We start from the raw sequence: 19,236 nt of genomic DNA on the forward strand, positions 1-19,236 counted from the left end.
TTAGAAAACTTTAATTAAAATTTAGAAATCATGAAAAAAACAATACTTTTGATCATCCTCATTCTTTTCGGGGCAGTGACGCTTTTTATGAGCAGCTCCGTTCTTTTTGATTGGTTTGGAATCAGAGCCAAAGAAGGAAATTTCGTTCCGCTCGTTGTTTGGGCAAACTGGCTTTGTGGAATTCTTTATTTAATCACAGCATATGCGATTTTAAAAAATCAATCCTGGGCAAAACTTCCTTTAATTATTTCTCTCGTGATTTTGGTAATCGCCTACATCGGCTTATTTATTCATATCAATAACGGTGAATTGTATGAAACAAAGACGATCGGAGCAATGGCTTTCCGAATGATCGTCACCGCACTATTTCTTTTTACAACTATCAAAATTTTAAAAAAATGAAAAAATTAATTTTATCTGCAATCTTAGGATTGGCAATCCTAGTTTCTTGTGAGAAAAAACAAGAAACCGTAACCGACGAAAATAACAACATGGCAAAAACAGAACGTAATGCTTCTGAAGAACATGCAACCGAAGATCATGAAAAATCTGAAGACCACGATAAATCCGTAAAACTGGAATTAAATAAAGGTGAAAAGTGGCCCGTAAATAACGAAATGAAACCTTTCATCACCGAAACAGAAACTTTGCTTAACAGTTACAAACCCGAAAATGGTGATTATAAAATGTTGGCAACGAATCTGAATGCTGCGAATGAAAAACTGGTAAAAAGCTGCACCATGACAGGAACGCCACATGAGAATTTACACGTTTGGTTAGCGCCCCACATGAAAGAAATCGAAAAATTACAAAAGGCAGATAATAGAGAAGACGCCAATAAAATTGTGGGTGAATTGAAGGAATCCATGGAAAAATACCATGAATATTTTAACTAAAATTTTTTAGAATAAACCTTCGGAGAAATCTGGAGGTTTATTCGTTTTTCTTCGCTTCTTCCCAGAGTTCATCCATTTTTTCTAAAGATAAATCAGCCAAATTGAGATTTTTCTCTAACGCCAGACTTTCCATTTTTTGAAAGCGGTTAATGAATTTATTATTCGTTCTTTCTAGAGCAGAATCGGGATTTATACCAGAAATTCTTGCATAATTAACGAGGGAGAAAAATACGTCGCCCAATTCCTGCTCTTTTTTATCCAGATCGGTTTCTGCGTGAAATTCCGCTAATTCTTCATCAACCTTTTTCCAGGCATCTTCTGCATTGGCAAACTCGAAACCTATTCCTTTTACTTTGTCTTGAATCCGATAGGCTTTTATCAAACTCGGAGTTCCTTTTGTAACCCCGGAAAGTACCGATTTGTTACCTTCTTCCAGCTTCAGTTTTTCCCAGTTTTGCTTTACTTCTTCCTCATCTTTCACCTCAACATCGCCATAAATATGCGGATGACGGAAAATTAATTTTTCATTTAAAGAATTAATAACATCTGCGATGTCAAAACTGCCTTTCTCCGACCCGATTTTCGCATAAAAAACCAAATGCAGTAAAACATCGCCGAGTTCTTTTTTAATTTCCTGCAGATCTTCATTAAGCAAAGCGTCAGAAAGTTCATAAACTTCTTCCAAAGTCAAATGCCGCAAAGTTTGTAAAGTTTGCTTTTGATCCCACGGACATTTTTCCCGCAGATCATCCATGATATCGAGTAATCTGCCGAAAGCTTCGAGTTGTTCTTGTCTGGAATTCATGATTTTTGTAAGATTTAATTTTGAAGAAAAATGATAATAGAACAAAGATGAAAGACTTAATTTCTGCTAAATTTTAAAATATTAAGCTCATTAAATCTTTAAGGCCAATTAAGAAAAATATAAATACTTGTTAAGTACTTTGCTAAATTTTGCCCTCAAAATCTAAACATTCCGTAATCACTAAATAATCTTAATGTTTGAATTATAATATAATATTGAACTTCTTTGATTAAAAAAATATGATTGCTTTAAACAAAAAACTTTGTCAAAGATTTCAACTTTGACAAAGTAATAAAATTCATAAGAAAAAGGAATTTATCCCATTTTTCTGTGCGTACTTTTCGGCGCTGATTTCGCAGAAGAAGTTGCCGCTTTTACTTTCGGTGTTGCTACTTTTTCCTTCTTTGCAGCAGGTTTTTTCGTATCAATTATTTCTGATTTCGATTCATTTTCAGCAGGTTCTGTCATTTCAGGTTCTGATTTCACAAAACTGTCTGGAGTAATATATCCAGCTTTGTGCAAAATGTTATACCATTGCGCCAGTTTTTTGATATCCGAAACGTAAACTCTTTCGTTATCGTAGTCAGGCAAAGATTCTTTCATCAAATCACGCAATTCAGCATCACTTGATTTGTGAGAGATCGTTTCTTTATACTCTGTATTTTTCGCTACATTTTCAAAAACTTCGAACAAAGGAACTTCTTTGTCAAAAGTGAACATCGCGATATTATCAAGTAAACTTACTTGCGAAGAATTACCGATGCTTACTTTCTTTTTCGTCAAAACATCTTCGATGATGAAACCATTTTTCAACTGCGAAATTAATTTGAAAAGACCTGGTTTCCCAGAAATCGAAATTATTTTTTCTAACTGCATATATTTATTTTTTTGTTTAATATTTATTTAACTTTTCTAAAATGAGTTTCTCTACTTCGGAAACCTCATTTTATAATTCACAGAAACATCGCCTTGCGAGATCTTCATTAATTTTCCTTTGACCAATTTTTTCTTTAATGAACTCAAATGGTCGGTGAACAAAATGCCTTCGATGTGATCATATTCATGCTGAATAACTCTGGCTCTCATGTCTGAAAAAGTGTCGGTATGTTTAACGAAATTTTCGTCGTAATATTCTATAATGATCGTTTCCTGACGTTTCACATCTTCGCGAACATCTGGGATTGAAAGACAACCTTCGTTGAATTTCCACTCTTCACCGCTTTCCTCCAGAATTTTTGCATTGATCAAAACTTTTCTGAAATCTTTCAGCTCTTCTGCAATATCTTCATAATCCTCATCTTCTGCAAGTGGCGAAAGATCGACGATAAAAAGCCGAATATCTAAACCAATTTGTGGCGCTGCCAAACCAATGCCGTGCGCAGACTCCATCGTATCGAACATGTTTGCAACCAGGTCTTTTAAGCCTGGATAATTTTTGTCAATTTCGTGACAGTGTTTTCTTAAAACTGCATCTCCAAATGCACGTATCGGTAATATCATTTCTGTTTCTGTTCTAAAAAATTTTGCAATATGATGGTTGCACTTACTTTATCGATTAAACCTTTTTCTTCTCGTTTTTTCTTGCTTTTTCCACTTTGTGAGATTGCGAATGACGCCATTTTCGATGTAAAGCGCTCATCAAAACGAGCCACATCAACGGTCGGAAATTCAGATCTAAACTTTTCTATAAATTTTAAAATACTCGTTTCCACTTCATTTAAATTTCCTTTCAGATCCGTGGGAAGTCCGATAACGATCTCTTCAACCTTGTTTACACTAAAATACTTTTTTAAAAAAATAAAAATATCTTTGGTGGGTACCGTTTCTAAACCGCTCGCTATGATTTGCATATCATCGGTGACTGCAATTCCACATCGCGCTTTTCCGTAATCAATTGCTAATATTTGTGACATCGTGTGCAAATTTACAAATATTTGTCTGTGTTCACAAAATTTTACAAATGATGATACAAATCATTTGCTTTTCCATCGAAATCGCCCCTAATCTTTATAGCTTTAATAAGGCAAATAATGCTTAACCAATACTCACGATCATTATGAAAGCTTTAGTATTTAAAGGACCCGGACAAAAAGAATTAGTAGATTGTCCGATGCCGGTGATCAAAGAATCAACCGATGTGATTGTTAAAATGGTAAAATCTACCATTTGCGGAACCGATCTTCATATTTTGAAAGGCGATGTTCCGGCTGTAACTCCGGGAAGAATTCTGGGGCATGAAGGAATTGGCATCGTTGAAGAAATCGGAGATGGAATTACCAATTTTAAAAAAGGCGATAAAGTTTTAATTTCCTGCATTACCTCCTGCGGAAAATGTGATAACTGTAAAAAACAACTCTACGCGCACTGTTCAGATGGTGGCTGGATTTTAGGCCATTTGATCGACGGAACTCAAGCTGAATACGTTCGAATTCCGCACGGTGACAATTCATTGTATCACCTAAAGGAAGATATCGATGAAGAAGGAGCTGTAATGTTGAGTGATATTTTACCGACCGGTTTTGAGATCGGTGTATTAAACGGAAAAGTGAAACCTGGCGATACAGTTGCCATAGTCGGAGCTGGACCGATCGGATTCGCCGCACTTCTTACCGCACAGTTTTTCTCTCCTTCAAAAATTATTATGGTCGATGTGGATCAGGAAAGACTGGAACTTTCCAAAAGTTTTGGCGCAACTGATCTCGTAAACAGCAGCGGTGAAAATGCAGTTGAAGCCATTAAAAGAATTGCCGGAAAAGACGGCGTTGATGTCGCCATCGAAGCGGTCGGAATTGCTGCCACATTCGATATCTGTCAGAAAATCTTAAAACCTGGCGCTCATCTCGCAAATGTTGGCGTTCACGGAAAACCGGTGGAACTTCACATCGAAGAACTTTGGACCAGAAACGTAACCATCACCATGGGATTGGTTTGCACGAGTACAACACCGATGCTTTTGAAAAATGTGGAAAGTAAAAAATTACAGCCTGAAAAACTCGTGACACACCGTTTTGATTTTTCCGACATGATTCACGCGTACGAAGTTTTCGGTAATGCTGCAAAAGAAAAAGCTCTGAAAGTAATTATCAATTTTAACTAATGTTTTAATTGATCACTTTAGAAAAGAGAAGCATTCAACTTCTCTTTTTTTTATTTAAATTTAATGTTTCAAAAAACTGACTGCATGAAAACATTAATTCTTGTTCGCCACGCCAAAAGTGATTGGCCCGAAGAAACCGACGATTTCGACAGACCACTCGCAGAAAAAGGACACCATGACGCCGAGAAAATGTCCCATTTTTTGAAGGGAAAGAACATCGAGATCGACAAATTCGTTTCGAGTCCGGCGCTGCGTGCATTAAGTACGTGCGAGATTTTTAATGAGACATATCAAAAAGAGATTGAAACCGACAGAAAATTGTACAATGCTTCAGAAAAAAACTTCGAATCTGTGATATTTGGTTTGAATGATGATCTAAATTCGGTTGCCATGTTTTCGCACAACAACGGAATTTCCAATTTTGCAAACTCAATGTCTGAAGATCTGTTCATATTCCCAACATGTGGTGTTGCAGGTTTTGAGATAGATTGTAACTCCTGGTCTGATTTCGAAAGTGCGAAAAAGAAACCGATCTTTTTTTATGAACCGAAGAAAATTTAAATTTAATATTAACGCATAAAAAACCTCATCAAACTAAATTGGTGAGGTTTTCCATTTTTTTTGAAAAGATTTATTTAGTTCGCTGTAAATCCAGATCTCCAAAATCGAAACTGAAATCCGTCACGTCAGAAATTGGTTTTAATTTCATTCCCTGCGCTTTTCCGTTTTCATCTAAATTAAAATTAACAAAAGCATCGGCATCATAACTTCTGTCGTCCCATTTTGCGATCATTACGTTTGCTGAATATGGCAGCAACTCCCCTTTTAATCTCGGTGAATTTTTACAGGAAATACGGAAAGTGTTTCCGTCTTTTGAAATAATTACTTCTCCAAACCACGGATCGTTGTAAGTTCCAACAATTTGCTCGCTGTTAATTTGAGCGTTTTTATCTTTTTTAAAAGCTTCAGATTTTGCAAAAATTTCTTTCTTTCCTTTTTCGTAATCGGCATTTACTTTAGTCATTCGATCGCCGTAAGTTTTGAGCCAGTCTTTTTGCGGCATTCCTAAATACGTATCTTTTACGGTATTTGTAATTGAACTGAAAGCTGCTCCACTTTGCTGATTGGTTAAAACAATAATTCCTAATTTTAGATCTGGAATTAAGGTAAACTGCGTAACTGTCCCAATTAATCCACCCGTATGATAAACTTGTTTGTGACCTTTAACATCCGTTAAAAACCAACCTAAACCATAACCTCCAAAATTAGAATCGTACGGATTTTTCAGCGCGACCGGAGTAGAGATCTGTAAGTTCCAAAGTTGTTGGATCTGTTTATCGGTCACCAATTTTTTTCCATCTTTCGTGGTAAAACCATTCATAAGAAATTCTGCCCATGTTGACATATCTTTGATGTTACTCATAATTCCACCTGCAGCATTCGCACTTTCGTTCCAGTCGTGAGGAACCGCAATTACTTTTCCATCAACCGGCGCATGAGCAGCGATGATATTGGAAACATTTGCTGCTTTCGCTCTGTTATAACTTCCAAAACTTGAGGTCATTCCGACAGGTTTTAAAATTCTTTGTTCAATAAAATCTGCCCAGCTTAAACCGGAAACTCTATGAATGACTTCTCCTGCAACAATGAACATCACATTGTTATATTCTAAAGTCGTTCGGAATGAATGATCGGGTTTTAAATATCTTACGTTGTGAACAATATCGTTAACAGAAAGATTTCCACCTTCCGGGAAAAACATCAGATCTCCCTGTCCTAAACCAAGTCCGGCTCTATGCGTGATCAAATCTTTGATGGTAATTTCCTTCGAAACGTAAGCATCATTCATTTGAAATTCAGGAATATATTTCGAAACTTTATCGTCAAAACTTAATTTCCCCTCATCCGCCAACATCGCTAAAGCCGTCGCAGTGAAGCCTTTGGAGTTTGAAGCAATCCCGACCAAAGTTTCATCAGTCATTTTTTCATTCGTTGTTAAAGAGCTTACGCCAAAACCTTTGGAATAAATAACTTTTCCGTCTTTTACAATTCCGACAGAAATTCCGGGAACATCAAAAGTTTTTAAAGTATTTTGAATAAGATCGTCGAGTTTTTTTTCTTCCATTTGAGAAAAAGCGACGAAGGAAACCAGAATAAAGAGGAATGTGAATTTTGTTTTCATTGAATTTTTCATTTGCACGAAGATAGAGATTTTTAGAAATATTTCATCATTAATGATTTTTCAGAAGGCCAGAAATCCTTTCCAGGCAATCAATTTTTGCAGTCTATTCTTTAGTGTTGTCAAAAACTACAAATATCTTATCTTTGAAATCTTTTGTTGTTAAACTTAAATTCAGTTTTTAAAAATGATCTTAATTGTTGATGATTCTCCAGAGAATATTATATCCCTGAAAAAAGTTCTCGAAAAGAACGATTTTGAGGTTGATACGGCATTGTCGGGAGAAGAGGCTTTAAAAAAAATCCTCAGAAAATCTTATGTTTTGATCATCCTCGATGTTCAAATGCCCGGAATGGATGGTTTTGAAGTCGCAGAAGTAATTTCCGGTTACAGCAAAGCAAAAGAAACCGCTATCATTTTCCTTTCCGCAGCGAGCGCGAACGTAAATCTCATCACGAGAGGTTATTCTTCCGGTGGTTTAGATTATATCAGCAAACCGGTTGACATGAATATTCTTCTTTTAAAGGTTAAAACGTTCTACCGGATTTATGAGCAAAGTCGTGCATTGAATGAAATGCAGATCGCTTTGAGAGCTGAAATAGAATTTAGAAAAGAAGCGGAACGGAAAAAAGATGAGTTCATCAGTATTGCGAGTCATGAACTGAAAACGCCGATGACGAGTATTAAAGGTTATATTCAACTGCTCGAAAGAAGTCTGGATAAAAACGATATTGATACCGTGCGCACACGTCTTCATAAAGTTCAGAACCAGGTTGAAAAATTAAATTTATTGATCGCTGATCTTCTGGATATTTCGAAAATTGAAAGTGGAAAACTCAAACTGAATAGAAAATATTTTTGCTTCGAAAATTTATTGGAACATATTTTGGAAGTCGTACAGCAAAATAATCCTCAAGTCAAAATCATAAAGAAAGGTCTGGTTGAAGGTAAAGTCTACGGCGATGAAATGCGGCTGGAACAAGTCATTATGAATTTTATTACTAACGCGATAAAATACGGACCCGACGGCAAAGAAATACACATCAACGCAGAATTAAACGTTGATCAAATTAATTTTTCGGTCCGAGATTTCGGTATCGGGATGTCTGAAGACCACGAACAAAAGATTTTTGAAAAATTTTACCGAATTGAAGAAACTTCAGAGCGTTTTCAAGGTTTGGGAATCGGTTTGTATATCTGCCAGGAAATCATCGACCGTCATCAGGGAAAAATAGGCGTCAAAAGCAAGCTTGGCGAAGGCTCTACATTTTATTTTAATATACCGCAACATCCTGAAAAGGTAGAAAACAATAACTAACATTATGACTTTTAAAAGAAATCTACTCTTTGGACTCGGATTTTCGTTGATCCTTTTATTTATAAGTTCTTTAGCATCCTATCTCAGCATTACCAATTTGATCAGTAATTCTCAGATGGTGCGAAAAAGCAATGCAATTATCAAAGACCTCGACAACGTTTTATCTTTAGTGAAAGATGCAGAAACAGGACAAAGAGGTTATCTGTTGACGGGTGATCAGGTTTTTTTGGGACCTTATACCAGTGCTAAGGAAAAAATTTCGGGTGGCATAAGCAATTTAGCCTCCGAGATCAGCAATACCAATGTACAAAGCAGAAATTTCGAGAAGCTGCAAACCAGTATTGAAGATCGAATGCAAATATTAGATCAAAATTTAAATTTTAAAAAGGGAAATAATATTGTTACATCCGCATCATTATTAAATGGTAAAAAGTATATGGATGATATACGCATCACCGTTTCTGAAATGCAAAATGAGGAGAAGAAAATACTAAAGTCGCGCACCGAAATGATGGATAAGTTCGCATCTTACACGCCTCTGCTTATTATTTTATCTGCGCTTTTGGCCATCACGATCACGCTTGTATTTTTCCGTAAAGTTTCCAGCGATTTTAATGAAAAAAATGACCTGGCCAGCGAACTCGAACTTAAAAATAAGGAAACCGAAGACCGACTCGTGGCGATTGAAAATGTCGCGAAGCAAATTTCAGATGGCGATTACAATATTCTCTTAGATAAAAACACAAAAGACAGTCTTGGAAGCGTTGCCGAACCATTAAATCAAATGGCGCAATCGCTTCAAAACTCCTTTAATTTACTGGAAGAAAAAGAATGGTTAAGTTCCTCCATTGCGCAGCTGAACGACCGTACGATCGGAGAGAAAACCATCGAAGAATTAACAAATGATGTTTTAGGAAGCATCACGGAATTGACACAAAGTCGCGTTGCTGCGGTTTATCTTCAAGGCGAAGACAATCAACTTCATCTCACTGGAAGTTACGCAATAGCTGAAGACAAAATAAAAAGAAAACTCGCAATCGGTGAAGGAATTGCCGGAGAAGCTTTCAAATCATCCAAACAAATTCTGGTAGAAAATATTCCTGATGATGACATCACTATCAGTTATGCCACAGGAAATACGAAACCAAAAAATATTTTAGCACTTCCGATTACAAGAAACGGTTCCGCAATTGGCGTTATCGAATTAGGTGCAACCGATGATTATTCTCCGCGCCAAATTAAATTCCTTGAATCCATTGCTGACAATTTGGGTATTGCATTTTACGGAGTTCAAAGCCGAGTGAAGATGCAGGAACTTTTAGAAGAAACTCAGGCACAATCAGAAGAATTGCAAACGCAACATTCAGAATTAGAAAACATTAACGCTGAACTCGAAGCACAATCTCAGAAATTACTCGCTTCGGAGGAAGAACTTCGCGTTCAACAGGAAGAATTGTTGCAAAGCAATCAGGAATTAGAAGAAGGAACAAGTTTACTGGAGGAAAAAAATGCTTTGATCGAGGAACACAATCTTCACATTCAGCAGAAATCACTTGAACTTGAACAAAGTACAAAATATAAATCTGAATTTTTAGCGAACATGTCGCATGAGTTGCGAACGCCTTTAAATTCAATTTTATTGCTCTCTAAATTAATGACAGAAAGCGATGATCTCGACGAACAGTACGTTGAATATGGTGAAGTGATGCAAAGTTCCGGGCAAGGATTATTGACGTTGATCGATGAAATTTTAGATCTGTCGAAAATTGAATCCGGAAAAATGACTTTAGAAATTGATGATGTGCCGATTGAAGATATCACTACGGATATGAGAATGTTGTTCACACCAATGTCAAAACAAAAAAACATTCCTTTGAACTTAGAGATCGAACCTGAAACTTCAGCTGTAATCAACACCGATAAACTGCGTCTGGAACAGATCCTAAAAAATCTACTGTCTAACGCGATCAAATTTACATCGGAAGGAAGTATCACGCTGAATATTTCTAATGATGAAGCAAAAGAAAAAGTGATTTTCAAAGTAACCGACACGGGAATTGGTATTGCAAAAGACAAACTGAGAATGGTATTCGAAGCTTTCCAGCAAGCTGATGGAACTACTCAACGAAAATATGGCGGCACAGGTTTAGGACTTTCGATCAGTCGAGAACTCGCGCGTTTATTAGGTGGAGAAATCGATCTGAAAAGTACAGAAGGTGTTGGAAGCGAATTTACCTTAACCGTACCATTAATTTATACCAAAGAAGACCAAAATCAACCTTTAAAAAGACTGGAAGAAAAACCGGTTTATCCGATCATTGAAGCAGAAAAACAGCCTATTCGATTTATTTCTGATAAAATTCCACAACAAATTGAAGACGACAGAGAAAATATTTTAGAAGGTGATAAAGTGATTCTAATTATTGAAGACGATACGCCTTTTGCGAAAATTCTTCGCGATTTTTCGAGAAGTAAAAATTATAAAGTAATTACTGCGGTTCGTGGTGATGTCGGTATCGAAATGGCACAACATTTCAAGCCTGTCGCTATTTTACTCGACATTCAACTTCCAATTATGGACGGTTGGCAAGTGATGGAAGCGCTCAAATCAAATCCTGAAACCAAACCAATTCCGGTTCACATCATGTCTTCCATGAAATTTAAGCGGGAAAGTTTATTGAAAGGTGCGGTAGATTTTATCGATAAACCGTTTGCATTAGATCAAATGCCAGAAATTTTCAAAAAATTAGAAAACGCTTTTTCGAAAAGTCCTAAAAAAGTTTTGATCGTCGAAGAAAATAAGCAGCATGCAAAAGCGCTCTCTTATTTTTTGGCTGCAAATAACATCAATACCGATATTGTAGACAATGTCGCTGAAAGCATTGACGCTCTTCAAAACCAGGAAATAGATTGCGTAATCCTGGACATGGGAATGCCAGATAGAAATGCTTACGACACTTTAGAAACCATTAAGCAAAACAAAGGATTAGAGCAACTTCCGATTATTGTTTTTACAGGTAAAAGTCTTTCCCAAGGCGAAGAAAACCGAATTAAAAAATATGCAGATTCTATCGTGGTGAAAACCGCATTTTCTTATCAAAGAATTTTAGATGAAGCCGGATTATTCCTGCATTTAGTGGAAGAAAAGAATAAGAAAAATAAAGAGAAGATCTCTAATTTTGAAAATTTAGGCGAACTAAGAAATATCCTGAAAGACAAAACGGTTTTGATCGCCGATGATGACGTGAGAAACATCTTTTCATTAACTAAAGCACTTGAAATTCAGGGAATGAAAATAATTCCAGCGATGGATGGAAAAGAAGCGCTTAAAATTTTAAAAGAAAACCCTTCCATCGATGTTGTTTTGATGGATATGATGATGCCGGAAATGGACGGTTATGAATCTATTCGCGAAATTAGGACGATTCCTCAATTTAAAAATCTGCCAGTTTTGGCAGTGACCTCGAAAGCAATGATGGGCGATCGGGAGAAATGTATCGCAGTTGGAGCTTCCGATTATATCTCAAAACCTGTAGACATTGACCAAATGGTCTCTTTATTGAGAGTTTGGTTATACGATAAAATCTAAATTATAGATTATGACAAACGAAAAAGAAGTCCTCATCATTGATGACGATAGTAGAAATATATTTGCCTTAAGTGCTGTTTTGAAAGCGAAGAAATTCCAGTGTATTTCCGCGATGAATGCCGGTGATGGTTTAAAAATCCTTTCCTCCAATAAAAATATTGGCGTGGTATTGATGGATATGATGATGCCGGAAATGGACGGTTATGAAGCCATTGCAAAAATGAAAAGTAACGAAGCGCTGAAAGATATTCCCGTAATCGCGATCACGGCACAGGCAATGGCAGGAGATCGCGAAAAATGCCTCGAAGCCGGCGCAGATGGTTACATTTCAAAACCGGTAGATGTGAACGAACTCATGAAGTTGCTCAACCTATTAATCGACTAAAATTGAACTCACCCGAAAACAGCGATCAATTGGTTGAAACCTTACTTTCAGATGTTCTGGAAGTGTATGGTTATGATTTCACCGGATATTCCAGAGCTTCGTTAAAACGCCGAATTGTGCGTCTATATGAACTGGATCAATTCGTCAGTTTTGCAGAGTACAGGTATAAAATCAGAACGGATTCGGGTTATTTCAAACGGTTTATGGAGCAAATCACCATTAATGTCACTGAAATGTTCCGCGATCCTGAATTTTATCAAACATTAAGAAAAGAAATTTTACCCCGACTCGGAACTTATCCTTTCATTCGAATCTGGATCGCCGGTTGCAGTACTGGTGAAGAAGCCTACTCTGTTGCGATTTTTTTAAAGGAACTTAATCTTCTGCACAAATCTTTAATTTATGCAACCGATATTAATGCGACAGTTTTAGAAAATGCTTCGCAAGCAATGATTCCGATGAGCAAGATGAAACTGTACACGGAAAATTATATTGAAGCCGGTGGAAGCGAACAATTCTCCGATTATTATACCGCCAATTATTCCCTCGGAAAGTTGAAAGATGAACTGAAAAGAAATATAATATTTTCTACTCACAATCTCGTTTCCGATAATTCTTTCAACGAATTTCAGTTGATCATGTGTCGAAATGTATTGATCTATTTTGACAGACCTTTGCAGACAAAAGTTTTCGAACTCTTCGACAACAGTTTAGAAAAATTCGGATATTTGGCTTTAGGAACAAAAGAAACTTTAGATTTCTCCACCGTTTCCAAAAATTTTGAGAGAAATCCAACAAGAAAAATATGGCGTAAAACTCAATAGATGGAAAATTGCGAAGCATTACTAATAGGCGGATCTGCAGGAAGTCTGGATGTACTTTTAAAAGTATTGCCCGACCTCGATTCTTTGCTTACCTTTCCTATTGTCATTGTCCTCCATCGCAAACCCGGAAAAGAAAGTCTGTTAACCGATGTTTTAAGTACGAGGACCAAATTGAAAGTAAAAGAAATCGAGGAAAAAGAACAGTTATTGCCCTCCATGATTTACATCGCGCCACCAAGTTATCATTTGCTCATCGAGAAAAATAAAACGTTTTCCCTTGATGCCTCTGAAAAAATAAATTTTTCCCGACCTTCCATTGATGTTAGTTTTGACAGTGCCTCAGAAGTATTTGGACGAAATTTGGTGTGCATCCTTTTATCTGGCGCCAATAGTGATGGGTCAAAAGGTTTGCATAAAGTACATCAAAACGGTGGTCAAACTGTAGTTCAGAATCCTGATTCAGCAGTGACGAGATTTATGCCCGAATATGCCTTAGAACATGTAAAAATTGATTCCGTTTTGATTCCGGAAGAAATGGCCAATTATATAAACCAATTATCAAAATGATTGAAAACGCAGCTTTAAGACCAAACAAAAAAGTATTTATTTTCGATGACAATCTCGAAATTTTAGAATTGTGCACGGAGATTTTAGAAGACCTTGGCTGTCATGTAAAAACGTCGCCAACAACCAACAGTATTGAAGAACAGGTTCAGGAATTTTTTCCCGATCTTATTTTTATGGATAATTGGTTGCCCGATATCAGCGGAATTGAAGCCACGAGACTGATCAAAGCAAATCATGAATTAAAAAATATTCCCGTGGTTTATTTTTCCGCAAACAGCAATATCAGTCAGTTGGCTGCTGAAGCCGGCGCTGATGATTTTCTGGCTAAACCCTTTGATATCGATCTGTTTGAACAAGTAGTAATCAAATATATTGGAAATTAATTCGACTTGCTTCAATTAATAATTTACGCCAGTTGGTTCTAAATTTCTGTCGTTTTTAACCCGCTATCATTCGTTATAGTTCCACGGAAATCTTAACTTTGTAATAAAGTAAAAAGTACATGGAAACTAAGAAAGAATTTTTTCTGGAGTGTTACAAACTCGGCATCATTAAGTTTGGAAGGTTTACCCTAAAATCAGGAATTGAAAGCCCTTTTTATGTGGATCTCCGTCCGCTCGCTTCTGACCCAAAAATTTTGAAAAAACTCGCCAATTACCTTTTGGATATGCTTCCACTTGATAATTTCGACTTGATTTGCGGCGTTCCTTATGCGGCACTTCCGATGGCGACTGCGATGTCTCTGGAAAGTTATCTTCCATTGATCATTAAACGGAAAGAAGCCAAACAATATGGTACCAAAAAAATACTCGAAGGAATTTTCACCAAAGGTCAAAACTGTTTGTTGGTGGAAGATGTAATTACTTCCGGAACTTCTTTATTAGAAACGATTCCTGAAATCGAGAATGAAGGAATTACGGTTTCCGATATTGTCGTGGTTCTCGACCGTCAACAAGGTGGAAAAGAAATTCTGGAAAACAAAGGATTCCGTGTTCATACGCTTTTTACGATTTCTGAAGTGTGCGCGATGTTGAAAGAAGAAGGTCATTTGACCGACGACGAAGTAGAAAGAATCAACGATTTTCTTGCCGGAAACGTAGTACGTTTTGAAGAAGAAAAAAGACTTTCTTACGAAGCAAAATTAGATATTTGCGATCATTCTGTGGCTCAAAAATTATTGCAGATCGCCATCGAGAAAAAATCAAATCTCATTGTTTCTGCTGATGTTACCACGACTCAAGAATTATTGGAACTGGCTGAAAAAGTAGGTCCTCACATCGTTGCTTTAAAAACTCACGTCGATATTTTGATGGATTTTGATGCTGATGAAACTATTTTACCTTTAAAAGATTTAGCGACAAAATATAATTTCCTTTTAATGGAAGACCGCAAATTTGCAGATATTGGAAACACTCAGGAATTGCAGTTTACCTACGGAACATACCGAATTTCGAACTGGGCAGATTTCGTAACGGCGCAGGTAATTGCAGGCTATGAATCACTCGACTGTTTCAGAAATGTTGGTGTTGCCGCTATCATCGGAATGTCGTCAAATGGAACTTTGACGGATGCAAATTACCGCGAAGAAGCCACGAAAATCGCTTTGTCTCATCCAAATGTTTTTGGCGGCGTTTCTCAAAATAAAATTCCAAACGAATTGCTTTTGTTTACACCCGGAATTAATTTAGCCGATGCTGGCGACGGAAAAGGACAGCAATACAACACGCCACATCATGCATTTACACAGCTGGAAACAGATTTCATTATCGTCGGTCGTGGAATTTACAAAGCTGATGATGCAGAACAATCTGCCTTGACTTACAAGATCGCCGGTTGGAAAGCTTACGAAGGGAGTTTGTAAATAAAATACGCCAATTAACGCTCGCTGATTGACCAGATTTTGCAGATTAACTCAAAAAAATCTACTTAATCTTTTAAATCAGCGAGCGTTTTTTTAACTTCTTATTATAAAAACTTTCACAGAGTAAATCAATCCATTAATAAAATTAAAATTTGTCTAATTTAATTTTACTCTTCCTCTGTTTATTTCTGGGAATTTTTCTCCGGAAATCAAAACTATTCCCGGAAAACGGACATTTAGCCCTGAATTCTTTTGTCATCAATATTTCTCTTTCCGCATTATCACTTTATTACATTCCGAAAATTGTTCTGAATTTTCAGGTGATTTTTCCCGTCATGGTTCCGTGGTTGAATATTTTTTTAGCGTTTTTATTTTTCACGTTTCTAGGCAAGAAAATGAAATGGTCGAAAACATTGATCGGCGCATTAATTTTGTGTGCAGGATTTGGAAATACTTCTTTTGTCGGAATTCCCGTTATACAGTCTTTATATGGTGAAAGTGGTTTAAAAACCGTGATGCTCGTCGATCAACCGGGTTCTTTTGTCGCTTTATCAACTTTAGGAATTACGATCGCAAATTTTTATTCGGGTGGGAAAAGTTCCGTTTCTGATATTCTGAAAAAGATTTTAAAATTTCCACCTTTTATCGCTTTCTTAGTTGCTGTTCTATTAAATTTAATGAGCATTCACGTTCCTTTCGTCATAGATGATGTCTTCGCGAAATTAGGAGCAACAACAGTTCCGCTCGCTTTGGTTTCTGTCGGAAGTCAGCTCAAATGGCAGAAACTGGAGGACGAAGCGAAACCTTTATTTTGGGGACTTTTATTTAAACTCATTTTATTTCCTACAGTTATTTTCGTGTTGTATTTTATTCTTTTCAAACAAAAAGGGGAAATGATCGAAATTGCTTTTTTAGAATCTGCGATGGCTCCGATGATCACTGCTGCAATTATTGCATCGACTCATAAACTAGAACCGAAACTCTGCAATTTAATGATCGGCGTCGGAATTCCACTTTCTTTGGTAACGTTGACTTTATGGTATTTGCTGCTGAAATATTCAGGATTATTGGTGCTTTAAAAGCTACACATTGATAGAAACGATCTCTTCTTACCCTAAATCAATGTTTAAAAATTTCAAGATTCGTATCTTTGATTTTACAAAATAAAAAAGTTATGAAAGTAGATATTTGGAGTGATATTCGTTGCCCGTTCTGTTATGTTGGAAAAAAGAATTTTGAAAAAGCTTTGGCCCAATTTCCCGAAAAGGAAAATATTGAAGTAACGTGGCACAGTTTCCAGCTCGATCCTGACATGAAAACACAACCTGAAAAAAGTTCTCTGGAATATTTCTCCGAAAGAAAAGGAGTTTCGGAAGAACAGGCAAAAGGAATGTACGAACACGTTTACAAAGCCGGAAAAGACGCAGGAATTAAATTTAATTTCGACCATCAAAAAGTAGCGAATTCTTACCGCGGTCATCTTCTTTTACAATTGGCAGCCTCAAAAAATTTAGCCAACGAAGCGGAAGAAGCTTTATTTAAAGCACAATTGATTGAAGGAAAAAACATTGACGACGAAGCGACTTTAATTGAAATAGGGAAATCAATTTCCTTAACTGAAGAATATATTAAAAAGGCTTTAGTCTCCGATGAATTTGCAGAACAAGTTTCAAAAGATATGATGTTGGCTCAGCAAATGCGAATCAGCGGCGTTCCGTTTTTTGTGATCAATGATAAATATGGAGTTTCCGGCGCACAACCTTCACCCGTTTTCTCTGAAGTTTTGGAGAAATCCTGGGAAGAATTTTCTGCGGGAGATCAAGGTTTAAAAATTATTCACAGCGGCGAAAGTTGCGATGTTGATGGAAATTGTGATTGATGATCTCTACTTAAAATTTTAAAACTTCTGGAATTCTATTTCAGAAGTTTTCTTTTTTAGAATGGAATTGTAATTGCATTATTCATCTTAAATAGAAATTATGAGCCGAGGATTTGTAAAAGAAGATGATCAGGAAGAAGTTCCTTTAGTTCCACCAAGAGCTGATTTACCAGCAGGAACAGAAAATTTTGTAACCCAACATGGAATGGATTCTTTGGTAGAAGAAAAAGAAAATCTATTGCGGGAGCAGGAAAATTTAGATCCGTCTCAGGAAAAAGAATATCGAATTTCTTTCAATCATATCAATGCGAAACTTCAGCTTTTAAATGAGAGAATTACCTCCGCAAAAATCATTGATCAGAAAAAACTTCCGCAAGATGAAATTCATTTTGGCGCAATGGTCACTTTTAAAAATATAACAAATAATTCAACCCAAACTTTTCAATTGGTTGGTGTTGATGAAGCCAATATTTCAAAAGGAAAAATATCTTTTACTACGCCTTTAGCAAAAGCTTTGTTGCATAAAAAAGTTGGGGAGAAAGCAATTTTAAAATTGGGTGAAAGGGAAAATGTATTTGAGATCTTAAAGATTGTTTATTAAAATAAAAAAATTTTAATATCAATTCATTTCCATCATCAATCAGAAAACATAATTCTAAACCGTTCTTTTACCCGTCAACAGTTGTACGATCAAAATAATTCCGGAGAAAACCAAACCAACAACTGAAACGCCGGTCCAGCCATAATAATTCCAGGCTAAAGAACCTAAACTTGTTCCTATCGCTCCACCGATAAAAAATCCTACCATATAAATCGTATTCACTCGGTTTCTGGCTTCGGTGTTTCTGGAAAAAACAATATTTTGATTAGTAATATGAACCGACTGAACTCCCAAATCGATCAAAATCACTCCGATAATTAAGCCTATAATCGAGTGTGACGACACCAAAAAGATGATCCAGGAAATAATAATGAGAACAGCTCCCAAAATAATTAATTTGCTTTTCTCGACGCGGTTATTCATTTTTCCGACTACAGTCGCACCTAATGCACCTGCAATTCCGAACAAACCAAAACTGCCCGCAACTGCACTTCCGTAACCGAAAGAATCTTGCATGAGAAAAACCAAGGTCGTCCAAAATGCGCTCAAACTTCCAAAAGCTAAAGCTCCGCGCAAAGTTGCTAATCGTAAAGTCGGCTCTGTCTTAAAATAGAACCAGAGCGATTTCATGAGTTTCGCATAACTCTCTCCAAATTTGGGTTGAATTAAAGGCAATTTCGCATTCAATAAAAAGAAAAGCAAAGTCATTAAACCTGCAGCACTAAAGAAAACACTGCGCCATCCGAAATATTCGCCAACCAATCCACTTAAAACGCGACTTCCTAAAATCCCGATCAATAATCCGCTCATCACAATTCCGATGGCTCTTCCGCGACCTTCATCATTACTGAGATGTGCAGCCATTGGAACAAATAATTGTGGAAGTGTCGAGGTAAATCCGATCAGAAAACTGGTGACGATCAATAAAAAAATCGATTGCGATAAAGCAGCACCTAATAGAGAAAGTATCAAAATCAGAAAATCAATTTTTACAATTTTCATATTGCTGATCTTATCTCCCAGCGGAATAATAAACAGCAAACCCAGTGCATAACCAATCTGCGTAGAAAGTGCCACATTACTGACTTGAGAATCTGTTACATTTAAACTCGAAGCAATATCGTGCAGTAAAGGTTGGTTATAATATAAGTTCGCAACTACCAAACCCGCGGAAATACTCAGCAGATAAAGAAGTGAATTTGGTAATTTATTTGGCATTTGGAGATCATTATTAA

Annotated in this window: 20 protein-coding genes; 14 read left to right on the forward strand and 6 right to left on the reverse strand. The window is 36.6% G+C overall.

The features are described from left to right. Positions 1-30 precede the first annotated feature (30 nt). Together IV494_RS06125 and IV494_RS06130 are read left to right on the forward strand one after the other, a co-directional pair. Positions 31-402: a hypothetical protein gene (locus IV494_RS06125; RefSeq protein ID WP_196079256.1), complete on the forward strand. Its 372-nt coding sequence runs from the start codon at positions 31-33 to the stop codon at positions 400-402. Continuing rightward, positions 399-896, forward strand: a complete 498-nt coding sequence (locus IV494_RS06130; protein WP_196079257.1) for a hypothetical protein — start codon at positions 399-401, stop codon at positions 894-896. Before IV494_RS06125 ends, IV494_RS06130 begins: the two co-directional genes overlap by 4 nt. 37 nt (positions 897-933) lie before the next feature. On the opposite strand, the gene mazG is transcribed toward IV494_RS06130, so the two are convergent. The 4 genes from mazG to ruvX form a co-directional block, all read right to left on the reverse strand. Then, complete coding sequence (gene mazG, locus IV494_RS06135) at positions 934-1,701, reverse strand: nucleoside triphosphate pyrophosphohydrolase (protein WP_196079258.1); 768 nt, start codon at positions 1,699-1,701, stop codon at positions 934-936. 315 nt (positions 1,702-2,016) lie between these two features. Beyond that, complete coding sequence (locus IV494_RS06140; RefSeq protein WP_196079259.1) at positions 2,017-2,577, reverse strand: DUF5606 family protein; 561 nt, start codon at positions 2,575-2,577, stop codon at positions 2,017-2,019. 51 nt (positions 2,578-2,628) lie between these two features. After that, entirely contained in the window at positions 2,629-3,201 is a 573-nt protein-coding gene (def, locus tag IV494_RS06145; RefSeq protein ID WP_196079260.1) for a peptide deformylase, read from the reverse strand. Next, entirely contained in the window at positions 3,198-3,614 is a 417-nt protein-coding gene (gene ruvX, locus IV494_RS06150) for a Holliday junction resolvase RuvX (RefSeq protein ID WP_196079261.1), read from the reverse strand. The genes def and ruvX overlap by 4 nt, the downstream gene beginning before the upstream one ends. Before the next feature lie 143 nt (positions 3,615-3,757). On the opposite strand from ruvX, the gene IV494_RS06155 reads away from it, so the two are divergent. Together IV494_RS06155 and IV494_RS06160 are read left to right on the forward strand one after the other, a co-directional pair. Continuing rightward, positions 3,758-4,798, forward strand: coding sequence for a zinc-dependent alcohol dehydrogenase family protein (locus tag IV494_RS06155; RefSeq protein ID WP_196079262.1), 1,041 nt, complete (start codon positions 3,758-3,760; stop codon positions 4,796-4,798). 84 nt (positions 4,799-4,882) lie between these two features. Continuing rightward, positions 4,883-5,359 carry a SixA phosphatase family protein gene (locus tag IV494_RS06160; protein WP_196079263.1) on the forward strand — a complete coding sequence of 159 codons (477 nt, stop codon included), beginning with the start codon at positions 4,883-4,885 and terminating at the stop codon, positions 5,357-5,359. Between the two features lie 70 nt (positions 5,360-5,429). Here IV494_RS06160 and IV494_RS06165 read toward each other — a convergent pair whose 3' ends face one another. After that, complete coding sequence (locus IV494_RS06165) at positions 5,430-6,980, reverse strand: serine hydrolase (RefSeq protein WP_196079264.1); 1,551 nt, start codon at positions 6,978-6,980, stop codon at positions 5,430-5,432. Positions 6,981-7,164: 184 nt separating this feature from the next. On the opposite strand from IV494_RS06165, the gene IV494_RS06170 reads away from it, so the two are divergent. The 10 genes from IV494_RS06170 (at position 7,165) to IV494_RS06215 (ending at position 18,001) form a co-directional block, all read left to right on the forward strand. Then, positions 7,165-8,295 carry a hybrid sensor histidine kinase/response regulator gene (locus IV494_RS06170; protein ID WP_196079265.1) on the forward strand — a complete coding sequence of 377 codons (1,131 nt, stop codon included), beginning with the start codon at positions 7,165-7,167 and terminating at the stop codon, positions 8,293-8,295. A gap of 4 nt (positions 8,296-8,299) precedes the next feature. Then, on the forward strand, positions 8,300-11,884 hold the full coding sequence (locus tag IV494_RS06175) for a response regulator (protein WP_196079266.1): 3,585 nt from the start codon (positions 8,300-8,302) through the stop codon (positions 11,882-11,884). Positions 11,885-11,894: 10 nt separating this feature from the next. Further along, the gene (locus IV494_RS06180; RefSeq protein WP_196079267.1) at positions 11,895-12,269 is read left to right on the forward strand and encodes a response regulator; all 375 of its coding nucleotides are present in this window, start codon (positions 11,895-11,897) and stop codon (positions 12,267-12,269) included. A 2-nt stretch (positions 12,270-12,271) separates the two neighbouring features. After that, the gene (locus IV494_RS06185; protein WP_230379917.1) at positions 12,272-13,093 is read left to right on the forward strand and encodes a CheR family methyltransferase; all 822 of its coding nucleotides are present in this window, start codon (positions 12,272-12,274) and stop codon (positions 13,091-13,093) included. Beyond that, entirely contained in the window at positions 13,094-13,660 is a 567-nt protein-coding gene (locus tag IV494_RS06190; RefSeq protein WP_196079269.1) for a chemotaxis protein CheB, read from the forward strand. It begins immediately after the preceding gene. Next, complete coding sequence (locus IV494_RS06195; protein ID WP_196079270.1) at positions 13,657-14,043, forward strand: response regulator; 387 nt, start codon at positions 13,657-13,659, stop codon at positions 14,041-14,043. The genes IV494_RS06190 and IV494_RS06195 overlap by 4 nt, the downstream gene beginning before the upstream one ends. 119 nt (positions 14,044-14,162) lie before the next feature. Continuing rightward, positions 14,163-15,521: an orotidine-5'-phosphate decarboxylase gene (pyrF, locus tag IV494_RS06200; RefSeq protein ID WP_196079271.1), complete on the forward strand. Its 1,359-nt coding sequence runs from the start codon at positions 14,163-14,165 to the stop codon at positions 15,519-15,521. Between the two features lie 152 nt (positions 15,522-15,673). Next, positions 15,674-16,600, forward strand: a complete 927-nt coding sequence (locus tag IV494_RS06205) for an AEC family transporter (protein WP_196079272.1) — start codon at positions 15,674-15,676, stop codon at positions 16,598-16,600. Between the two features lie 95 nt (positions 16,601-16,695). After that, the gene (locus IV494_RS06210; RefSeq protein ID WP_196079273.1) at positions 16,696-17,400 is read left to right on the forward strand and encodes a DsbA family oxidoreductase; all 705 of its coding nucleotides are present in this window, start codon (positions 16,696-16,698) and stop codon (positions 17,398-17,400) included. Positions 17,401-17,500: 100 nt separating this feature from the next. After that, positions 17,501-18,001 carry a GreA/GreB family elongation factor gene (locus IV494_RS06215; protein ID WP_196079274.1) on the forward strand — a complete coding sequence of 167 codons (501 nt, stop codon included), beginning with the start codon at positions 17,501-17,503 and terminating at the stop codon, positions 17,999-18,001. A 54-nt stretch (positions 18,002-18,055) separates the two neighbouring features. Here the strand turns inward: IV494_RS06215 and IV494_RS06220 are convergent, their stop codons facing one another. Continuing rightward, positions 18,056-19,219 (reverse strand): MFS transporter, encoded by a 1,164-nt coding sequence (locus tag IV494_RS06220; RefSeq protein WP_196079275.1) that lies wholly within the window; start codon positions 19,217-19,219, stop codon positions 18,056-18,058. Between the last annotated feature and the right edge of the window lie 17 nt (positions 19,220-19,236).

Origin of the sequence: Kaistella gelatinilytica (assembly GCF_015679325.1) — a bacterium.
In the GTDB taxonomy this organism is placed as follows: domain Bacteria; phylum Bacteroidota; class Bacteroidia; order Flavobacteriales; family Weeksellaceae; genus Kaistella; species Kaistella gelatinilytica.

Bases quoted from the DNA above. Each gene is read 5' to 3' on its own strand.
- IV494_RS06165 (WP_196079264.1), bottom strand. From the start codon at position 6,980: ATGAAAACAAAATTCACATTCCTCTTTATTCTGGTTTCCTTCGTCGCT.
- IV494_RS06220 (WP_196079275.1), bottom strand. From the start codon at position 19,219: ATGCCAAATAAATTACCAAATTCACTTCTTTATCTGCTGAGTATTTCC.
- mazG (WP_196079258.1), bottom strand. From the start codon at position 1,701: ATGAATTCCAGACAAGAACAACTCGAAGCTTTCGGCAGATTACTCGAT.
- pyrF (WP_196079271.1), top strand. From the start codon at position 14,163: ATGGAAACTAAGAAAGAATTTTTTCTGGAGTGTTACAAACTCGGCATC.
- IV494_RS06130 (WP_196079257.1), top strand. From the start codon at position 399: ATGAAAAAATTAATTTTATCTGCAATCTTAGGATTGGCAATCCTAGTT.
- IV494_RS06170 (WP_196079265.1), top strand. From the start codon at position 7,165: ATGATCTTAATTGTTGATGATTCTCCAGAGAATATTATATCCCTGAAA.
- IV494_RS06175 (WP_196079266.1), top strand. From the start codon at position 8,300: ATGACTTTTAAAAGAAATCTACTCTTTGGACTCGGATTTTCGTTGATC.
- IV494_RS06210 (WP_196079273.1), top strand. From the start codon at position 16,696: ATGAAAGTAGATATTTGGAGTGATATTCGTTGCCCGTTCTGTTATGTT.
- IV494_RS06140 (WP_196079259.1), bottom strand. From the start codon at position 2,577: ATGCAGTTAGAAAAAATAATTTCGATTTCTGGGAAACCAGGTCTTTTC.
- ruvX (WP_196079261.1), bottom strand. From the start codon at position 3,614: ATGTCACAAATATTAGCAATTGATTACGGAAAAGCGCGATGTGGAATT.
- IV494_RS06160 (WP_196079263.1), top strand. From the start codon at position 4,883: ATGAAAACATTAATTCTTGTTCGCCACGCCAAAAGTGATTGGCCCGAA.
- IV494_RS06195 (WP_196079270.1), top strand. From the start codon at position 13,657: ATGATTGAAAACGCAGCTTTAAGACCAAACAAAAAAGTATTTATTTTC.
- IV494_RS06215 (WP_196079274.1), top strand. From the start codon at position 17,501: ATGAGCCGAGGATTTGTAAAAGAAGATGATCAGGAAGAAGTTCCTTTA.
- IV494_RS06155 (WP_196079262.1), top strand. From the start codon at position 3,758: ATGAAAGCTTTAGTATTTAAAGGACCCGGACAAAAAGAATTAGTAGAT.
- def (WP_196079260.1), bottom strand. From the start codon at position 3,201: ATGATATTACCGATACGTGCATTTGGAGATGCAGTTTTAAGAAAACAC.
- IV494_RS06180 (WP_196079267.1), top strand. From the start codon at position 11,895: ATGACAAACGAAAAAGAAGTCCTCATCATTGATGACGATAGTAGAAAT.
- IV494_RS06190 (WP_196079269.1), top strand. From the start codon at position 13,094: ATGGAAAATTGCGAAGCATTACTAATAGGCGGATCTGCAGGAAGTCTG.
- IV494_RS06125 (WP_196079256.1), top strand. From the start codon at position 31: ATGAAAAAAACAATACTTTTGATCATCCTCATTCTTTTCGGGGCAGTG.